Source organism: Pseudomonas macauensis (assembly GCF_047902425.1).
Taxonomy (GTDB): domain Bacteria; phylum Pseudomonadota; class Gammaproteobacteria; order Pseudomonadales; family Pseudomonadaceae; genus Pseudomonas.
Map to the genome: position 1 here is coordinate 1,716,758 of NZ_CP138377.1, position 18,187 is coordinate 1,734,944.

At 67.1% G+C, this 18,187-nt stretch carries 13 protein-coding genes; 4 read left to right on the top strand and 9 right to left on the bottom strand.

The features are described from left to right. Positions 1-3 precede the first annotated feature (3 nt). Genes SD196_RS08260 through SD196_RS08270 form a run of 3 tightly spaced genes read right to left on the bottom strand, consistent with a single transcriptional unit; the run spans position 4 to position 4,795 of the window. Positions 4-1,206 (bottom strand): osmoprotectant NAGGN system M42 family peptidase, encoded by a 1,203-nt coding sequence (locus tag SD196_RS08260; protein WP_275608077.1) that lies wholly within the window; start codon positions 1,204-1,206, stop codon positions 4-6. Beyond that, the gene (gene ngg / locus SD196_RS08265) at positions 1,203-2,993 is read right to left on the bottom strand and encodes an N-acetylglutaminylglutamine synthetase (protein WP_275608076.1); all 1,791 of its coding nucleotides are present in this window, start codon (positions 2,991-2,993) and stop codon (positions 1,203-1,205) included. Before ngg ends, SD196_RS08260 begins: the two co-directional genes overlap by 4 nt. A 32-nt stretch (positions 2,994-3,025) precedes the next feature. Continuing rightward, on the bottom strand, positions 3,026-4,795 hold the full coding sequence (locus SD196_RS08270; protein ID WP_275608075.1) for an N-acetylglutaminylglutamine amidotransferase: 1,770 nt from the start codon (positions 4,793-4,795) through the stop codon (positions 3,026-3,028). A 129-nt stretch (positions 4,796-4,924) separates the two neighbouring features. On the opposite strand from SD196_RS08270, the gene SD196_RS08275 reads away from it, so the two are divergent. Next, positions 4,925-5,407: a MarR family winged helix-turn-helix transcriptional regulator gene (locus tag SD196_RS08275; protein ID WP_275608074.1), complete on the top strand. Its 483-nt coding sequence runs from the start codon at positions 4,925-4,927 to the stop codon at positions 5,405-5,407. Here SD196_RS08275 and SD196_RS08280 read toward each other — a convergent pair. Together SD196_RS08280 and mnmC are read right to left on the bottom strand one after the other, a co-directional pair. Next, entirely contained in the window at positions 5,404-6,156 is a 753-nt protein-coding gene (locus SD196_RS08280; RefSeq protein ID WP_416311255.1) for a sulfite exporter TauE/SafE family protein, read from the bottom strand. The genes SD196_RS08275 and SD196_RS08280 overlap by 4 nt on opposite strands. A gap of 52 nt (positions 6,157-6,208) precedes the next feature. After that, positions 6,209-8,203: a bifunctional tRNA (5-methylaminomethyl-2-thiouridine)(34)-methyltransferase MnmD/FAD-dependent 5-carboxymethylaminomethyl-2-thiouridine(34) oxidoreductase MnmC gene (mnmC, locus tag SD196_RS08285; protein ID WP_343573870.1), complete on the bottom strand. Its 1,995-nt coding sequence runs from the start codon at positions 8,201-8,203 to the stop codon at positions 6,209-6,211. Between the two features lie 179 nt (positions 8,204-8,382). Here mnmC and pap point away from each other — a divergent pair, with 179 nt between their 5' ends. After that, complete coding sequence (gene pap / locus SD196_RS08290; protein WP_275608071.1) at positions 8,383-9,888, top strand: polyphosphate:AMP phosphotransferase; 1,506 nt, start codon at positions 8,383-8,385, stop codon at positions 9,886-9,888. Positions 9,889-10,418: 530 nt separating this feature from the next. Here the strand turns inward: pap and lapD are convergent. From lapD to SD196_RS08310, 4 genes are all read right to left on the bottom strand, one after another. Continuing rightward, the gene (gene lapD / locus SD196_RS08295; RefSeq protein ID WP_416311256.1) at positions 10,419-12,374 is read right to left on the bottom strand and encodes a cyclic di-GMP receptor LapD; all 1,956 of its coding nucleotides are present in this window, start codon (positions 12,372-12,374) and stop codon (positions 10,419-10,421) included. 11 nt (positions 12,375-12,385) lie between these two features. Next, complete coding sequence (gene lapG, locus SD196_RS08300) at positions 12,386-13,087, bottom strand: cysteine protease LapG (RefSeq protein WP_343573864.1); 702 nt, start codon at positions 13,085-13,087, stop codon at positions 12,386-12,388. 89 nt (positions 13,088-13,176) lie between these two features. Then, positions 13,177-13,575, bottom strand: a complete 399-nt coding sequence (locus SD196_RS08305; RefSeq protein WP_275608068.1) for a YbaN family protein — start codon at positions 13,573-13,575, stop codon at positions 13,177-13,179. A gap of 50 nt (positions 13,576-13,625) precedes the next feature. Beyond that, positions 13,626-14,213 (bottom strand): YecA family protein, encoded by a 588-nt coding sequence (locus SD196_RS08310; RefSeq protein WP_343573861.1) that lies wholly within the window; start codon positions 14,211-14,213, stop codon positions 13,626-13,628. Between the two features lie 196 nt (positions 14,214-14,409). Between SD196_RS08310 and recQ the strand changes: the two genes are divergently transcribed. Both recQ and SD196_RS08320 read left to right on the top strand, forming a co-directional pair. After that, positions 14,410-16,554 (top strand): DNA helicase RecQ, encoded by a 2,145-nt coding sequence (gene recQ, locus SD196_RS08315; protein WP_416311257.1) that lies wholly within the window; start codon positions 14,410-14,412, stop codon positions 16,552-16,554. 422 nt (positions 16,555-16,976) lie between these two features. Continuing rightward, the gene (locus tag SD196_RS08320) at positions 16,977-18,140 is read left to right on the top strand and encodes a sensor domain-containing diguanylate cyclase (protein WP_275608065.1); all 1,164 of its coding nucleotides are present in this window, start codon (positions 16,977-16,979) and stop codon (positions 18,138-18,140) included. The last annotated feature ends 47 nt before the right edge of the window (positions 18,141-18,187 follow it).

Genomic DNA, 18,187 nt, shown 5'->3' on the forward strand with positions numbered 1-18,187 from the left:
GCTTCAGTTCTTGCCTTTCTCGGTGTTGTCGCCGCTGTCGATCAGCTCATCCACCGGCTGCACATGGGTAGTGCTTTCCATGTGCACCGGATGCTCCAGCTGTTTGCTGAAGCGCTCCAGGGCGCCTTCGCTCGGCTCTGCATCGCTGTCGAATACCGGCGGGCTGAGCAGGTAGGCGGTGAGCAGGCGCGAGAGCGCGGCAAGGCTGTCGATATGGGTGCGCTCGTAGCCGTGGGTGGCGTCGCAGCCGAAGGCCAGCAGCGCGGTGCGGATGTCGTGGCCGGCGGTGATCGCCGACTGCGCATCGCTGTGGTAGTAGCGGAACAGGTCGCGGCGCACGGCGATCTCGTGGCGTTCGCTCAGCCGCAGCAGGTGTCGTGACAGGTGGTAGTCGTAAGGCCCGCCGGAGTCCTGCAGAGCCACGCTCACCGCGTGCTCGCTGGAGTTCTGCCCCTCGGCTACCGGAGCGATGTCGATGCCGACGAACTCGCTGACGTCCCAGGGCAGCGCACCGGCCGCACCGGAGCCGATCTCCTCGGTGATGGTGAACAGCGGGTGGCAGTCGATGGGCGGTTGCTGGCCGCTTTCGCGGATCGCCTTCAGTGCCGCCAGCAGCGCGGCGACCCCGGCCTTGTCGTCGAGGTGGCGGGCGCTGATGTGGCCGCTCTCGGTGAACTCCGGCAAGGGGTCGAAGGCGACGAAGTCGCCGATGGCCACGCCCAGGGTTTCGCTGTCGGCACGGCTGACCGTGTAGGTATCCAGCCGCAGCTCGACGTGATCCCAACTGATCGGCAGGCTGTCCACCGCGGTGTTGAAGGCGTGCCCGGAAGCCAGTAGCGGCAGCACGCTGCCGCGCAGCACGCCGTTCTCGCAGAACACCGTGACCCGGCTGCCCTCGGCGAAGCGGCTCGACCAGCAGCCCACCGGCGCCAGGGCCAGGCGGCCGTTGGGCTTGATCTCGCGGACGATGGCGCCAATGGTGTCCAGGTGCGCCGAAACCGCGCGGTCCGGGCTGTTACGCCGCCCCGAGAGGGTGGCGCGGATGGTCCCGCGGCGGGTCATCTCGAAAGGCACGCCGATCTCCTCCAGCCGTTCGGCGACGTAGCGCACGATGGTGTCGGTGAAGCCGGTGGGGCTGGGAATGGCGAGCATTTCCAGCAGCACGCGCTGCAGGTAGTTCAGGTCGGGTTGGGGCAATGCCGTCATGCGGAAGCCTCCATGCCGGGGTGGGATTCGCGGTTGAGCAGCTCGCGGCTCAGCGGGAACAGCAGGTCGACGAAGCGCTCGGCGGTGGGTTGTGGTTCATGGTTGGCCAGCCCGGGCCGTTCGTTGGCTTCGATGATCACGTAGTCCGGCTGGTCGGCGTCGCGCACCAGCAGGTCGAGGCCGGTGACCGGGATTTCCAGCGCGCGTGCCGCACGGATCGCGGCTTCGGCCAGCTTCGGATGCAGGCGCTCGGTGACGTCTTCCAGGGTGCCGCCGGTGTGCAGGTTGGCGGTGCGGCGCACGGCCAGGCGCTGGCCGCTGGGCAGCACGTCGTCGTAGCCGAAGCCGGCGGCGGCCAGGGTGCGCTCGGTTTCGCCGTCCAGCGGGATACGGCTTTCGCCACCGGTCGCGGCCTGCCGGCGCCGGCTCTGGGCTTCGATCAGTCGGCGGATACTGTGCCGGCCATCGCCGATGACTTCGGCGGGGCGGCGGATCGCGGCGGCCACCACTTCATAGCCGATCACCACGATGCGCAGGTCCTGGCCGGCGTGGTAGCTCTCCAGGATGACGCGGGTGTCGAACTGCCTGGCCTGGGCGATGGCGCTTTCCACCTCGCCGGTGCTGCGCAGGTCCACGGCGACGCCCTGACCCTGTTCGCCGTCCACCGGCTTGACCACCAGCGAGCCGTGCTCGGCGAGGAACCGGGCGTTGTCCTTGGCGCTGCCCGCCAGGCGCTGCTGCGGCTGACGCAGGCCGACGCGATCGAGGGCGCGGTGGGTGAGGGTCTTGTCCTGGCACAGGCTCATGCTCACCGCGCTGGTCAGGTCGCACAGCGATTCGCGGCAGCGGATGCGCCGGCCGCCCTGGGTGAGGATGAACAGCCCGGCGTCGGCGTCCTGCACCTGCACGTCGATGCCGCGCCGATGGGCTTCGTCGACGATGATCCGGGCATAGGGGTTCAGGCCTTCTTCCGGACCGGGGCCGAGGAACAGCGACTGGTTGATGCCGTTCTTGCACTTGATGGCGAAGGTCGGCAGTTCGCGGAAACGCAGCTTGCGGTAGAGCGCCTTGGCCTGCTGGTTGCTGTGCAGCACCGACAGGTCGAGGTAGGCCAGGCCCCGGCTCATGAAGTGCTCGATCAGGTGGCGCACCAGGGCTTCGCCCACGCCCGGCCGGCTGGACTGCGGGTCCACCGCCAGGCACCAGAGGCTGGAGCCGCCTTCCGGGTCGCGGAAGGCCTTGGCGTGGTTGATGCCCATGACGGTGCCGATCACCGTGCCGGTTTCGTCGTCCTCGGCCAGCCAGTAGGCCGGCCCGCCCTGGTGGCGCGGAGTGACCTGGGCGGCATCCACCGGGAGCATGCCGCGCGCCAGGTACAGGCGGTTGATCGCCGCCCAGTCCTCGTCGCTGTGTACGCGGCGGATGCGGAAGCCGCGGAACGGCCGACGCGCCGGCCGGTAGTCGGTGAACCACAGGCGCAGGGCGTCGGAGGGGTCCAGGAACAGTTGCTGCGGCGCCTGCGCCAGCACTTGCTGCGGTGCGGCGACGTAGAGGGCGATGTCGCGCTCGCCAGGCCGTTCGTTGAGCAGCTCGGTGGCCAGTTGTTCGGCGGTGGCGAAGGTGTGGCCGATCAACAGGCGGCCCCAACCGCATTGCAGGATCAGCGGGCCTTCGTGGCGCTGCGCGTGGTCGCCGGCAAATCGCGCCTGGAGGCGTTCATAGGTGGGTGTCTGGCCTCGCAGCAGGCGCTGGTTGTGGGGATGGGGCTGGTTCAAATGGGTCTTCATGGCTTACTCCCTGAAAAGCATTCGTCCCGGCTTCACAAACCCTGTTCGGTCAGCCAGAGGTTGAGCGCGGCCAGTTGCCAGAGCTTGGAGCCCCGCAGCGGCGTGAGGTCGGTCGACGGGTTGCTGAGCAGGCGGTCGAACATCGCCGTCTCGAACAGGCCGCGATCCTGGCTCGGGTCCAGCAGCAGTTCGCTGACCCAGGCGCGGGTGTTGCCTTGCAGGTGTTTGAGGCCGGGCACCGGGAAGTAGCCCTTGGGGCGGTCGATGACTTCGCTGGGGATGACGCGGCGGGCGGCGGCCTTGAGTACCTGCTTGCCGCCGTCGCCGAGCTTGAAGCGCGACGGGATGCGCGCCGACAGCTCCGCCACCCGGTAGTCGAGGAACGGCACGCGGGCTTCCAGGCCCCAGGCCATGGTCATGTTGTCGACCCGCTTGACCGGGTCGTCGACCAGCATGATGGTGCTGTCCAGGCGCAGGGCCTTGTCCACCGGGTCGTAGGCGCCGGGCTGGGCGAAGTGCTCGCGGACGAACTCGCCGGCCACGTCCTCTACCCGCAGGGCTTCGCGCACGGTCTCCAGGTACTCGCCGTGACTGCGGTCGAAGAACGCGGTGCGGTAGGCCTGCAGCGGGTCCGCAGCGCCGGCCACCTTCGGGTACCAGTGATAGCCGGCGAACAGCTCGTCGGCGCCCTGGCCGCTCTGCACCACCTTGCAGTGCCTGGATACCTCGCGGGAGAGCAGGTAGAAGGCGATGCAGTCGTGGCTGACCATCGGCTCGCTCATGGCCTGGAAGGCTGCCGGCAACTGCTCGATGACTTCCTTCTCGGCGATGCGCAACTGGTGGTGGCGGGTGCCGTAGTGCCTGGCGATCAGGTCGGAGTACTGGAACTCGTCACCGCGCTCGCCGCCGGCATCCTCGAAGCCGATGGAGAAGGTCAGCAGGTCGTCCACACCGGCTTCATGCAGCAGCCCGACCAGCAGGCTCGAATCGACTCCGCCGGAGAGCAGCACCCCCACTTCGCGAGCGGCACGCTGGCGCACGCTCACTGCGTCGCGCAGGCTGCCCAGCAGGCGGTCTTCCCAATCCTCCAGGGTCAGTTCCCGTTCATCGGGCAGCGGGCCGTAGTCCAGGTTCCACCAGCGCTGGCGCTCGGCGTGGCCTTCGGCGTCGATGCTCATCCAGGTGGCCGGCGGCAACTTGCTCACTTCGGCCAGCAGGGTACGCGGGGCGGGCACCACGGCGTGGAAGTTCAGGTAATGGTTGAGCGCCACCGGGTCCAGCGCCGGATCGATGTCGCCGCCCTTGAGCAGCGCCGGCAGGCTGGAGGCGAAACGCAGGCGCTTGCCGGTCCGCGACAGGTATAGCGGCTTGATGCCGAGGCGGTCGCGGGCGATGAACAGGCGCCGTTTGTCGCGTTCCCAGATGGCGAAGGCAAACATGCCATTGAGGCGTGGCAATAGTTCCTCACCCCAGGCGTGGTATCCCTTTAGAAGGACTTCGGTGTCGCCACCGGAAAAAAAGTGGTAGCCGAGGGCTTCCAGCTCCCCGCGTAACTCGGGGTAGTTGTAGATTGCGCCGTTGAACACCAGCGACAGGCCCAGCGTCGGGTCGATCATCGGCTGGCCGGAAGCTTCGGCCAGGTCCATGATTTTCAGGCGCCGGTGTCCCAGGGCCAATGGCCCTTCGCTGTGGAAGCCCCAGGCATCGGGGCCTCGTGGGGCGAGGTGGTGGGTGATGCGTTCGACCGCGGCGAGATCGGCGGCCTGTTTATCGAAGCGAAGTTCTCCTGCTATTCCGCACATGTCCTTACCGGTTCTCCGTTGGGGATGAGTGGGTGGTCCCTCAGGGGGGCCATAGGGGAGGACCGTCCGATTGGATGAGAGTTCTATTTGATTTCATTGAGGAAAGTTCGAAGGCGCAGGTGAACGATGATGGCTGATGGCAAATCTTCGACGCGTAACGCCCACGCCCTGTCGATGCTCCAGGCGCTGCGTCGCCTGCAGCAGGCGGCTGACGTGCACTCCAAGAGTCTGGGGCGCGATGGCGAGTTGACGCCGCTGCAACTGCTGATCCTGCAGGTGGTGGCGCTGGAGGGGGAAATTACCGCTGGTCAGTTGGCTGGACAGGTTGCACTGTCCCAGTCATCGCTGTCGGGCGCCCTGGCGCGCCTGGAAAGCCAGCGGCTGCTGACGCGCCGGCGCGATCCCGACGACCGCCGCAAGCAGTGGCTGAGCCTGAACGATGCCGGGCATGAGGCGCTGCGCGACGGGCCGGAACTGCTGCCCGAGCATGCCCTGGAGCGCTTCGCCGGGCTGCCGGAGTGGGAGCAGCACACCATTCTTGCCGGGCTGCTGCGCGCTGCCGAGCTGTTCGAGACGCCCGCAACGGCGGGCGTGGAAGAGGAAGAAAACTAGGACGCCAACAGCTTCTGCGCGGCCAGCGACAAGCTGACCGCCACCAGCATCAAGGCGAACAGGCGCTGCAGCGTTGCGCCACCCAGGCGCACGGCCAGGCGATTGCCGACCAGCACACCGAGCGCGCCACCCGCCGCAAGACAGGCCAGCAGCGGCAGGGGCGGCTGGGCATGGCTCAGGTAGAGCAGGAAGCCACCGCCGGAAACCAGTGCGATCACCGCCATCGACGTCGCCGTTGCCGCCAGCATCGACAGCGGGGTGAACCACAGCAGCCCCGGCACGATCAGGAAGCCGCCGCCCACGCCCATCAGGCCCGAGAGCAAACCCACCGCCAGCCCCACGCCCAGCAACGGACCGTTGCGTGTCGCCTGGCCGCATACGCGTTCCTGGCGCGAGCCTTGCCACATGCGCCAGGCCGACCACAGTACCAACAGGCAGAAGCCGACGATCAACCAGGCGTCCGGCACGAACTTTCCCAGCCACTGGCCGATGGCGTTGCCCGGCCAGCCGGTGATCACCAACCAGAACAGCGGCCGCCAGGCCACCTGGCCCTGGCGCGCCCGGGGTACCGCGCCGATTGTCGCAGACAGTGCCACCGCGCCGAGGCTGACGCCGATGGCGTCGTGCAGTGGCAGGTGCAGGCTGAGCAGCAGCGGCAGCGCCACCAGCGAGCCGCCGGCGCCGGTCAGGCCGAGCAGCAGGCCGAGGATCAGGCCAATGGCCGAGGATTCCAGCAGTAATGCATCCATGTCGGTGGTCCGCTCTGGAAGTGGGGCGCGGTCCGTCCGTCCGCGCCGGCGATCAGGAAGTCTTCTGCCCGCGCACGACTTCACGCAGGAAAAAACGATTGGGGTGGCAGGCCTCGGCCACGGTGCGGGGCAGCGGCAGCGGCTCGTCCTCCAGCCAGGCCGCCAGCAGTTCGCCGGACAGCGGCGCGGTGACCAGCCCGCGCGAACCGTGGGCGCTGTTCAGGTACAGGCCGTCGAACCAGGGGCAGGGCGTTTCCGGCACCTGGCGTGCGTCCTTGCCGAGCACCGCGTAGGCCGCGGCGAAGGCGTCGCGGTCGGCTAGCGGACCTACCAGCGGCATGTAATCCGGGGTGGTGCAGCGGAAGGCCGCGCGGCCTTGCAGGGTCGCCGGGTCGAGCTGGCCGACGTGCAGGCGCTCGCTCAGGTCTGTGGATATCTCCGCCAGCAGGTCGAGGTTGCTCAGGTGTTCTTCCAGCGAAGGCTCGGTGTCGTCCCTCTTGAATTCGAAACTGGCGCCGAGGGTGTGTTCGCCATGGCGCGGCGGCGCGACGTAGCCTTCGGCGCAGACCACGGTGCTCAGCGCCGCACTGTCGGCGGTGACCGGCAAGCGGGTGATCTGCCCGCGGATACGCTTCATCGGCAGGCCCTGGGCGCCCTCGAAACGGCGCACTTCAGCGGCGGTGGCAAGGACGGCGACCGGCGCGCTGGCGAGCTTGTCGTCACCGCTCCAGGCGCCCCAGCCGTCGGCATCGCGCTGCAGGCGGACTTCCTCGCCGGTCACGACGCGGATATTCGGATGCTGCGCCAGATGCCGGCACAGCGCCGGCGGATGCACCCAGCCGCCCTCGGGGAAGAACAGGCCGCCGGCGGGCAGTTCGACGCCTGCAATGCTTTCGGCTTCGGCCTTGTCCAGCAGGCGCAGCAGCGAGTCCGGAAAGGCCCCGGTCAACTGCGCCTGGCGCTGCGCTTCAGCGTCGTCGAAGCCCAGTTGCAGCACGCCGCAGTCCGACCAGTCCTCATCTTTCTGCAAGCCTTCGATCAGTCGCCGGGTGTGGCCGAAACCACTGACAATCAGGCGCGACAGCGCGGTGCCGTGGGCCGACAGCTTGAGGTAGAGCACGCCCTGCGGGTTGCCCGAGGCTTCTTCGGCCAGGGCGCCGTGGCGTTCGATCAGCGTTACCTGCCAGCCGCGTGCGGCGAGGCTTGCAGCGCTGGCGCAACCGGCCATGCCGCCGCCGATCACCAGCGCCTCGCGCGGGCCCACGCCACCCTGGGAAGAGCGGCGCGCGGGGCGGGCATACCAGGGTTTGCCGGCCGGCTGTTGGGCGCCGATGTATTCGCCCTGAGACATTTCCCATTTCTTGCCGAAGCCCAGGGTGCGACGGATCTTGAAGCCGGCAGCACCCAGTCCACGGCGGACGAAACCGGCGCTGGTGAAGGTGGCCAAGCTCGCACCCGGCGCCGAGAGTCGGGCGAGCTGGGCATACAGCGCGTCGTTCCACATCTCCGGGTTCTTCGACGGCGAGAAGCCGTCGAGGAACCAGGCGTCGATCTGCGCATCCAGCTCCGGCAGCATGTCCAGCACGTCGCCCACCAGCAGGGTCAGCACCACGCGGCCACCGGCGAAGACGAAGCGCTGGAAGCCGGGGTTGATCGCCACATACTGCGCCAGCAGTTGTGCCGACAGATGCTCCAGCTCCGGCCAGAGGGCGAAGGCGCGGCGCAGGTCGTCCAGCGCCACCGGGAACTTCTCCACGCTGACGAAGTGCAATCGCGCATCCGCCGGGGCCAGCGCTTCGAACTGCTGCCAGGCGCAGAGGAAGTTCAGTCCGGTGCCGAAGCCCGTCTCGCCGATGCACAACCGCCCGCCGGCAGGCAGTGCGGCGAAGCGCTCGGGCAGGCGGTTGCCGGCGATGAACACGTGGTGTGTCTCCTCGATACCGGAGGCGCGGGAGAAGTACACGTCGCCGTAGGCACGGGAGGTGGGCTGGCCATTCTCGTCCCAGTCGATCTGGGCGTTGTGGGCATTGGGAAGAGGAGGGAGCATGCGTCGGTCGTGGTGAAAGCAAAGGCGCAGTTTAGCCGATCCGTCAGGCGGACCTCAGGAATTGGCGAGCTTTCGAGGTGTGCCGCGTTGCCGCGGGTGATCACCGTCACGACAAAATCTCAGCAGTGCTGCCGCCACATCCGCTACCTTTTACGGCATTCGGAAACAAGGAGAGGTGCATGTTCGAATCCGCCGAGATCGGTCATTCCATCGACAAGGAAACCTACGAGAAGGAAGTCGCGGTGCTGCGCGAGGCCTTGCTCGAAGCGCAGTACGAGCTCAAGCAACAGGCGCGCTTCCCGGTGCTCATCCTGATCAATGGCATCGAGGGGGCCGGCAAGGGCGAGACGGTGAAGCTGCTCAACGAGTGGATGGACCCGCGCCTGATCCAGGTCGAGAGTTTCGTCCTGCCCACCGACGAGGAACTCTCCCGTCCGCCGCAGTGGCGCTTCTGGCGCAAGCTGCCGCCCAAGGGGCGTATCGGCATCTTCTTCGGCAACTGGTACAGCCAGATGCTCTACGCACGGGTGACTGGGGAGATCAAGGACAGCCAGCTCGATGGCCTGATCGCCGACGCCGAACGCTTCGAGCGCATGTACTCCGACGAAGGCGCGCTGATCTTCAAGTTCTGGTTCCACCTCTCGAAGAAGCAGCTCAAGGAGCGTCTCAAGACGCTGGAGAATGACCCGCAGCGCAGTTGGCAGCTCAGCGACCTGGACTGGAAGCAGAGCGAGGTCTACGACAAGTTCGTGCGTTATGGCGAGCGCGTGCTGCGTCGCACCAGCCGTGACTACGCGCCCTGGTACGTGGTCGAGGGCGCCGATGAGCGTTACCGCAGCCTGACGGTTGGTCGCACCCTGCTCGAAGGTTTGCAGGCCGCGCTCAAGCGCGAGGGCCGCCCGACGCCGCAACCCCATGCCGCCCCTCTGGTTTCCAGCTTGGACAACAAGGGGCTGCTTGGCGCGCTCGACCTGACCCTGGCGCTGGACAAGGACCAGTACAAGGAGCAGATGGCGAAGGAACAGGCACGACTGGCCACGCTGATGCGTGACAAGCGTTTCCGCAGCCATTCGCTGATCGCCGTGTTCGAGGGCAACGATGCTGCCGGCAAGGGCGGCGCCATCCGCCGCGTGACCGATGCGCTGGACCCGCGGCAATACCACATCGTGCCGATCGCCGCGCCCACCGAGGAGGAGCGTGCGCAGCCGTACCTGTGGCGCTTCTGGCGGCACATGCCGGCACGCCGGCAGTTCACCATCTTCGACCGTTCCTGGTATGGCCGCGTACTGGTGGAGCGGGTCGAGGGCTTCGCCTCGGACGCCGACTGGCTGCGTGCCTATGCGGAGATCAACGACTTCGAGGAGCAGTTGGCCAACTACGGCATCGTGCTGGTGAAGTTCTGGCTGTCCATCGACCAGGACACCCAGCTGGAGCGCTTCAAGGAGCGCGAGTCGATTCCGTTCAAGCGCTTCAAGATCACCGAGGAAGACTGGCGCAACCGCGACAAGTGGGATCTCTACGTGGACGCGGTGGGCGACATGGTCGATCGCACCAGCACCGAGATCGCACCCTGGACGCTGGTGGAGGCCAATGACAAGCGGTTTGCCCGGGTGAAGGTGCTCAAGACCATCAACGATGCGCTGGAGGCGGCGTACGCCAGTGCAAAGAAGGGTAAGAAGGACTGATGGCGCTGGCTTTTCTGTAGCGAGCTTGCTCCCGAACCGCCCAATACTGATGCAGCCGGGAAGTTTGTTCGCGAGCAAGGACTGGGCGTCTCCCTCGGTCCTACGGGTGTTCATCCTGTGGCGTAGGGGCAGTGGCGAGCCTTCGCGGACAAGGGCTAGGCGCCCCCGTCTCTCCTACGGGAGCATGCGCACCGCTCTGGCTCTGGATTTAACGATTTCCAGAGAAATACCCGCGCGCACCGGAGCGCCCCTTCAGGAGTCCGAGTGGAATCGGAGTTTCAGGGGTTGAGCGGCATGGATGCCGCGAGAGCGTCGTTGGGCCATGGATGGCTCGTCGACGCGTGCCCCTGAAACTTCGATGGAGCGAGGGAACCCCGGCGAAGCCGGGGCCGGATGCAGGGGCAAGACCTTTGCCTCCGTTGGGGCGTTTGCCAAAGGAGGTCGCCCGAGGGGGCGAAACAAAATCTCTCAGCACACGCCGAAGCGGCGCAGAAATGTCCAACCCCAAGCATCGCGGACAAAGTCCGCTCCTACGCCCCGTTCTTCTGCGACGGCCGCGGCGCCCCGATAAGCCTACCCATCGCCCCGGCAATCCCCATTTCCCGCAACACCTTCAACTCGCCTTCGCTCTCCACCATCTCCGCGATCAGCGGCAGGTCGATGCTGTTGGCCGCACGGAACACCGCCTCGATGAACAGGCGCTTGTCGTTGTCCTGGTCGATGGCGCGGATGTAGCTGCCGTCGATCTTCAGGTAGGCCAGGCCCAGGCGGGTGAGGTTGCCGATCAGGCTGAAACGACCGCCGAAGTGTTGCAGGCCGAGCTTGCAGCCGACTTCCTGCACGGACTGGCTGAGCTTCTCCAGCTCCGCCGGCGGCGGCAGGTAGCGTTCGTCCACTTCCAGGGTCATCAGCCGGGCTTCCTCCGGATGGGCGCGAAGGATGTCGAACAGCTGCCGCAACGGCGCGGCGCCGCGCACGGTTTCCGCCGAGAGCGACAGCGCCAGCGGCGCCGGCTGCTGGGCGAGGTGGGCGAGGGCGTGTTCGAGCATCGCCAGGTCGAAGCGCGCGGACCAGCCGAAGCGTTCGATCCACGGCAGGAACTGGCCAGCGGCCACGGCCTCGCCCTGCGGATCGAGCAGGCGCGCGAGAACCTTCTGGTGCAGCAGTTCGCCGCTTTCGGCGCAGGCGCGCACGGGCTGGAACCAGAGTTGCAGCTTGCCTTTCTGCAGGGCGTCGTCGAGCCAGTCGCGCCAGGCGTGGGAATCCTGCGCCGGTTGGCTGCCGGAACTGTCCAGGCGCTGCCAGGGGCGGTCCGGCGAGGACTGCGACTGGGCCAGCGCCTGGTCGGCGCGGGACAGGACGCTGGCCGGGGATTCGCCGGGGCGGAAGGCCGACAGGCCCAGGTGAGCCACCGGCGTGCAGTCGCTGGCGCCGGTGCCGCGCAGGTTTTCCAGGGAGGCGCTGAGTTCGTCCGCCAGTTGCTCGGCGCTGGCGCTGTCCAGGCCCGGGGCGAGCAGGGTGAATTCGCCACCGCGACTGCGCGCGGCCAGCCAGTCCGGAGTGCCGTGGTGCTGGCGGGTGCGTTCCAGCAATTCGGCAACGTCGCGGATCAGCGCGTCGGTGCGCTGTCCGCCCAGGCGCTGGTTGAGCCCGGCCAGGTCGTTCAGGCGCAGCAGCAGCAGGTAGCCGGCGGTGTTCTGCTCGCTGGGCGAGAGCTGCGCATCCAGGCGCGCATCGAACAGGCGGCGGTTGGCCAGGCCCGAGAGGCTGTCCTGGTAGGCCTCTTCGCGCAGCTTCTCGCTGCGCGAGGCTTCCTCGGCGAACAGTGCCTTGAGCTTGTCGACCATCTGGTTCATCGCCTGCACCACGCGCTTGAGTTCCGGGGTGCGCGGCTCCTTGGGCAGGGTGAGGAATTCGCGGCGGGTGATGGCCTGGGCCTGCTGCACCATCTGGTCCAGCGGCTTCAACTGGGTGCGCAGCAGCCAGCCGCCGAGGATGGCGCTGACCAGTCCGCACAGCAGCAGCCAGGCCAGGCTGCCCAGCGCGCTGTCCCACAGCTTGGCCAGGGCGAACTGTGGATGGCTGACCACTTCGACCCGCGCGGCCTGTTCCCAGCCGCGCATGATCAGCGCATCGCCCCCCTGGGCCTTGAGGTTCACCAGGCTGGCGAACCAGTGCGGTACCTGTTCGGACTGGGTGTCGGTGTCCCGTTCGACGATGACCTTGCCTTCGGGAATGCTGACCACGCGGATGGTGGCGAAGTAACCGGAGTCGAAGATCGAACTGACCATCAGCTCGATCATCGCCGGGTCGTCCACGTGCGGTGTCAGCGACAGGCCCAGCGCGGTGGCGGCATCCTGGGCATGGGAGCGCAACTGGCTGATCAATTGCTCGCGGGAGCTCTCCAGGCTGGTGACGAAGCTGCCGGCGAAGGCCACCACCAGGAACAGGCAGATCGCCAGGAACAGTTGCTTGAGCAATGACATGCCGGGTTCTCCTATCGCGTCTCGTCGAGGTCCAGGCCCTCGGCGCGCATCTTGGTCAACAGGTCCTGCCAGCGCGACAGCTTCTTGCTGTCGCCGGTGCGCTTGCCGCCGCCGGGGCCGGGCAGCCACAGCCCCTCGGCGTTGAAGGCGTAGACGGGCAGGAGGTCCTTGCGCTGGGAGGCGGGCCTGATCTGCGGAATCAGGTTGTCCAGTACCAGCGGGTCGGCAGTGGGGGTGGGGTAATAGGTGAGCACCATGTGCGCCTGGTTCTGCACCAGTGCCTTGACGTAGGTGATGCGCAGCTTGTCGCTGTCGACCCCGAGGCGGCGCAGGGTGACGTACTTGGCGATGGAGTAGTCCTCGCAGTCACCGGCACCCTTGTAGAGGGATTCAACGGGCGTGGCCCAGTAGTCCTCCTGGTGCCAGACGGTGCGGTCGTCGGTGAACACCAGGGCGCCATTGAAGAAGGAATTCACCGCCTTGAGCTTGGCGGCTTCGTCGAGGTTCTGGCTGTCGTCGATCAGCCGGCCCCAGGACTGCAGGCGAGTCTTGGCGGTGCCCAGGTCGCCGTAGCGCTGCTGGGCGTTCCGCAGGATGGTGTCGAAATTCCAGGCGGCGCCGGCGGTGAGCGCGAGGAGGGCGAGCAGCAGCCCGCCAGCCCGCAGACGCAGCGGGCTGGCGAACAGCCTAAGGGCTCCTCCGGTTGGCTGCATCGCCAGCGCTCCATGTGGGATGAATGGAGTCTAGGCGGTCCGTGGAAAGTTGCGCTGGCGTATTGCCAGTGAACGGGCCGGAGAGCGGACTAGTCCAGCCGGCGCGTCTTGACCCGGATCAGGTAGATCGTCACCAGCGTTGCGCTGGTCAGCATGAAGCCCCAGGCCCAGGGGCGCTGCACCAGATAGCAGGAGAGGGCGATGCTGCTCCACATCAGGCCGATGGCGTAGACCTTGCCCTTGAGCGGGATGCCTTCGCCGTCGAGGTAGTCGCGGATCCAGGGGCCGAGCTTCGGGTGGTTCACCAGCCAGTCGTAGAAGCGCTGGGAGCTGCGCATGAAGCAGGCGGCGGCGAGCAGGAGGAAGGGCGTGGTGGGCAGCACCGGCAGGAAGATGCCGATCACGCCCAGCGCCACGCTGAGCCAGCCCACGCCCAGCAGGCAGTAGCGAACCCAGGCGTGGCGGCTCTGGCGGATTTGCCGTGACATCGGTGTGCGCGATCGCATCCGGAGCCGCAGGGCGCGGCTCCGGCGTCGGATCAATGGGTGCGGGGTTTCAGCAGCGCCGGCTTCTCTTCCGGGGCCTGGCACAGCAGGAACAGGTTGGTCAGCAGTTCCGGGATCTGCGCGACCATGTCGTCGACCAGCTGACGGTCGCGGGCGATTTCGTCGAACTCGGGTTGTTCGTCGAACAGGCCGGAACCGACCATGATCGGCAGCAGCAGTTCGCTGACCTCTTCCTCGGCCTGCTCGAACCACACCGCTTCACGCAGGAACACGCCTTCCATGAAGCCGATGCACCAGCCGCGGATGTCGGAGTCGTCCGGCTCGTCGCCCAGGTAGGGTTCGCACGGCAGTTCCAGCTCTTCGTCGCTGGCCAGCAGGCGGGTGATGTGCGCCTTGAGCTGGACCAGGGTGCCCTCGATCTCGCTGCGTTCCTCGTCGCTGCGGTAGTGCGGCGGCTCGGCGAACAGGGCGTCGATCCACTCGCGGTCCGGCACTTCCTCCGGGCAGATCGCCAGGGCGGTCAGGTAGCCGTGTGCCGCCACGTAGTCCAAGGCTTCCTCGTGCAGGTCATCGGCATCGAGAAAGGCTTGCAGGCGGGACAATTGGTCGGCGAAGGACATCGGGTACTACCTCGGAGGTGATCGGCCCCAGATTGTAGTCGTTCCGGGGCCTCGCGGCAAAAGCGAAATACCCGCGCGGCCCGCACCGACGCGGGCTTCGGACGCATGTGGCGGATTTTTCCGCAGTTTCCCGGACAAGGTGCCGGTCGTGGACTGATGGCTTGCGTATAATGCCCGGCTTCATTCGGAGTCCCCCATGCTCGACCAGGCCCAGCGCATCCTCAAAGACGTTTTCGGTTACGACGCCTTCCGTGGCAATCAGGCGCGGATCATCGAGCGCGTGGCCAGCGGCGGCGATGCCCTGGTGCTGATGCCCACCGGCGGCGGCAAGTCGTTGTGCTTCCAGGTCCCGGCGCTGCTGCGCGACGGCCTGACGGTGGTGGTGTCGCCGCTGATCGCGCTGATGGAAGACCAGGTTGCCACGCTGGACGAGCTGGGCGTGCCGGTGGCGGCGCTGAACTCCTCGCTCAGCCCCGACGCCCAGCGCGAGATCGCCGACCGCCTGCTGCGTGGCGAGATCAAGCTGCTCTACCTGGCGCCGGAACGTCTGGTGCAGCCGCGCATGCTGGCCTTCCTGCAGCGCCTGCAGATCGGCCTGTTCGCCATCGACGAGGCGCACTGCGTGTCGCAGTGGGGCCATGACTTCCGTCCCGAATACCTGCAACTGGGCCAGCTCGCCGAGCTGTTCCCGGACGTGCCGCGCATTGCCCTGACCGCAACGGCGGACATGCGCACCCGCGAGGAGATGATCCAGCGCCTGCACCTGCAGAACGCCGAGCAGTTCCTCTCCAGCTTCGACCGGCCGAACATCTTCTACCGCATCGTGCCCAAGGAGCAGCCGCGCAAGCAGTTGCTGGGTTTCCTCGCCGAGCGGCGGGGCGATGCCGGCATCGTCTACTGCATGTCGCGCAAGAAGGTCGAGGAGGTCGCCGAGTTCCTCTCCAACCAGGGCTTCCCGGCGCTGCCTTACCACGCGGGTCTGTCCAACGACCTACGCGCCTATCACCAGAAGCGCTTCCTCAACGAGGAAGGGCTGATCATGGTCGCCACCATCGCCTTCGGCATGGGCATCGACAAGCCCAACGTGCGCTTCGTCGCGCACCTGGACCTGCCGAAAAGCCTGGAGGCCTACTACCAGGAAACCGGCCGCGCCGGCCGTGACGGCCTGCCCGCTGACGCCTGGATGGCCTACGGCCTGCAGGATGTGTTGCTGCTGCGGCAAATGATGCAGAACTCCGAGGGCGACGAGCGCCACAAGCGCGTCGAGCGGCACAAGCTCGAAGCCATGCTGGCGTTGTGCGAGGAAACCCGCTGCCGCCGCCAAGCGCTGCTGGCCTACTTCGACGAGGTGATGCCCAACCCCTGCGGCCACTGCGACATCTGCGTCGACGGCGTGGAAACCTGGGACGCCACCGAGCCCGCGCGCCAGGCGCTGTCGGCCATCTACCGCAGCGGCCAGCGCTACGGCGTCGGCCACCTGGTGGACGTGCTGCTGGGCAAGGACACCGAGAAGGTGCGCAGTGTCGGTCATCAGCACCTGGCGGTGTTCGGTATCGGCAGGTCCCGTGGCGAGGACGAGTGGCGCACGCTGTTCCGCCAGCTGGTCGCCCGTGGTTTTGCCGACGTGGATGTCGACGGCTTCAACGGCCTGCGCCTGACCGAAGCCTGCCGTCCGCTGCTGCGCGGCGAAGAGACGCTGGCGCTGCGCCGCGATCCCAAGCCGCAGCGCAGCAAGTCGTCGTCCTCCGGCGGCGCCAGCCCGGCCAGCCAACTGGTGCGCCAGGAAGAACGCGAGATGTGGGAAGCCCTGCGCACCCTGCGGCGCAAGCTGGCCGAAGAACACTCGGTGCCGCCCTACGTCATCTTCCCCGACGCCACCCTGCTGGAAATGCTGCGCAGCCAGCCCACCACGCTCACCGCGATGGCCCAGGTCAGCGGCGTCGGCGCGCGCAAGCTGGAGCGCTACGGCCAGGCCTTCCTCGATGTGCTCACCGAGTCCGACAAGGCACCGGACACGCCGGCGCCGGTCACCGACCTGCGCCACGAACTGGTGACCCTGGCCCGCGCCGGCATGACCCCGGCGCAGATCGCCCGCCAGCTCGATTGCAGCGAGAAGAACGTCTACAGCCTGTTGGCCGAGGCGATTGGCCGCCAGCAGCTGACCCTGGAGCAGGCGCTGGACCTGCCCGAAGAGTTGCTCGGCGAAGTGCAGGACGCCTTCCTCGACGAAGACGGTGAACTGCCGCCGGTGAGCGCCATCGCCGACCTGTTCGAAGGCCGCGTACCGCTGGGCGTCCTGCACTGCGTGCGTGCCGCCCTGCAGGCCGAGCTGGAAGTCTGATCGCGCGAGCCGCCTGGTGCTGATTCCGTTTTCGTAGGAGCAACTGTCTTCTTCTGGATAATCCGTGCCTGCGCTCCCCCTCACCCCAGCCCTCTCCCCCAGGAGAAGGAGCTGTCCGTGCCGGCTGACACCTCGGTTTGATCCTGCGCCGAACGGTCCCCTCTCCCCTAGGGAGAGGGTTAGGGTGAGGGCCGCCCCGAGTGCAGATGTATCTCGTAGGAGCGGACTCTGTCCTCGATCCGGCCGCAAGGCCGGCGGTCAGCCATTGCACCGCTATCGTGGTGATCGCGGACGGAGGCCGCTCCTGCATTCAATGCACCTCAATACACCCCGCTCCGTCAGTTTCGTGGCGTGTTAAAACGACAAACTTGTGACGCTCATCTCGAACGGCTATGGTGGCACTTAGACCTCCACGAGAAGAGGTGAACGTGTCACAACAAAGCTGGCTGGACGACGTCCACTCCAATGCCTACGCCGAGCAGCTCTCCCAGGGTTTTCGCCGCTTGCGCTTTGCGCCCGACCTCGAAACCCAATACCGCCACTATCTGCGGGAAGACAGCTTCGATCTCAAGCGCACCGCACTGACCATCGGCCTACTGATCTGGCTGGCGCTGGCGGTTATCGACTTTCTCCTCATCAGCGGTCCGGTGCACTGGCAGATGCTCGCCGTGCGCGCCGGCGTGCTGGTACTGCTGGTGGCCTGCGGCGCGCTGATCCTGCAGCGCCGCCATAGCCAATTGCTGGTGCCGCTGAGCCTGGCCTGCATCCTCAGCATCGGCGTCGGTGCCGCCGCGGTAGTCGCCATCGCCCACTCGGTCGACCAGACCTATCCCTACGAGGGGCTGTTGCTGGTCAGCATGGCCGCCTATTTCCTGATCGGCCTGCGCTTTGCCGAAGCGGTGGCCTGCGCCTTCGTCATCCTGCTGGCGTACGTGGGGGGCGAGCTGTATGTGGGGCTCCCGTTGCCCAAGCTGGTCAGCAACGTGGTGTTCCTGCTGTTCGGCAACCTGGTCGGTGCCGTGGGTTGCTACCTCCTTGAATACAAGTCCCGCCAGCACTTCCTGATCAGCCGCCTGCTGCGGGTGATGGCCGAGCACGACAGCCTCACCGGGCTGCACAACCGGCGCAGCTTCAATCGCCAGCTGGAACGCCTGTGGCGCCAGGCGCAGCGCGAGAGCGTGGGGCTGGCGCTGCTGCTCTGCGACGTCGACCATTTCAAGGCCTACAACGACCGCTATGGCCACCAGGCCGGCGATACCGTGCTACAGCGCATCGGCGAGGTGCTTGCGGCCTGCGCCCGGCGCCCGCTGGACATGGCGGTGCGCCTGGGCGGCGAGGAGTTCGCCGTGCTGCTCTACGGCGCCAGCGAGCGCGAGGCCAGGGAGCGCGCCGAGGTGTTGCGCGAATCAGTGCAGGGGCTGGGCATCGCCCACGAAGGCTCGCTGACGGCGGACGAGGTGACGTTGTCCATTGGCGTATCCTGCCTGTGGCCGGAGACCGGGCATCCGCTGCGCAGCATCTATGAGCATGCCGATCGGGCGCTGTACGAGGCGAAGGCATTCGGGCGTAACCAGGTCGTGGCGTAATGGCTTATTCCGTCCCCCGCACTGGCGCCGTGCGTGACTGCGGCGCC